Origin of the sequence: Mycoplasma zalophidermidis, from assembly GCF_018913985.1 — a bacterium.
Taxonomy (GTDB): Bacteria; Bacillota_I; Bacilli_A; order Mycoplasmatales; family Metamycoplasmataceae; genus Mycoplasmopsis; species Mycoplasmopsis zalophidermidis.
The window spans coordinates 1-778 of the sequence record NZ_JAHMHK010000020.1 but is presented as its reverse complement, the minus strand read 5'-3'; the positions used below and the strand labels follow the sequence as shown (position 1 = coordinate 778).

Below are 778 nucleotides of genomic sequence, written 5' to 3'. Positions count from 1 at the left end.
CCAAAAGTTTCATTAATTTTTTTAACTAAATGAAAATAATCAAGCACATATTTGACCCCTATTTTTTGTGAAATAGACTTCATTCATCTGGCTCCATCGCCCTTAAAAATTATGCTATTTTTGTTTAAATTTAACTTTTCAATATAATCATTTAATCGATTTGAAAAGTAGTTTAAATCATTATTTTGATCGCTTTTAGCACTAAGTTTTTTTAAGAAAAATAAGCAAATAGCTGACCTATTTTTCTTCCTTTTATTAGACCTATTTCCACCTATAAAATTACTATGAATAATAGCTTCACGACACCTTAATTTTTCGCCATATTTACGGCCTTGAAAATTGATAAATAAATCATCAATTTCTAAATGAATTTTGCTGTTTTTTTGACCTGCTAAAATAGCTTCATTTTTACTAATTTCTAGTTTATTTTTTGCCCTAATTTGTTCGTCAATTTTAAAGCGTTTTTTAAGATAAAACAGATGTTGTTTCGATGGTTGTTTTGCCACTACTTCAGTTGGTAATTTTGTATTATTAAGGTCTGCTAATATGCAAGCTTTCACCAGCTCAAAATCATATTTACAAATGGCTAAGTTTTTTAAAATTTTATCGTGATAATATAATTCTCTTTTCATCACACCTTTATCACTAAACTCATACATTGTAATATTTAACTCAAACTCACCACCTAATGTAATTCAGTGTTTTTAAGCCTTCTGGCGATTCTAAAATGTTTATGTGTAATAAATCTAGTCTTAGTCCTAAACTCGTATTCTAGACG

At 27.5% G+C, this 778-nt stretch carries 1 protein-coding gene; it reads right to left on the bottom strand.

Annotated features, from left to right (window positions below; all coding sequences use genetic code 4):
- On the bottom strand, positions 1-632 hold a 632-nt coding region (locus KQ878_RS03700), incomplete at its 3' end, for a UPF0236 family transposase-like protein (protein WP_216567975.1).
- Positions 633-778 lie beyond the last annotated feature (146 nt).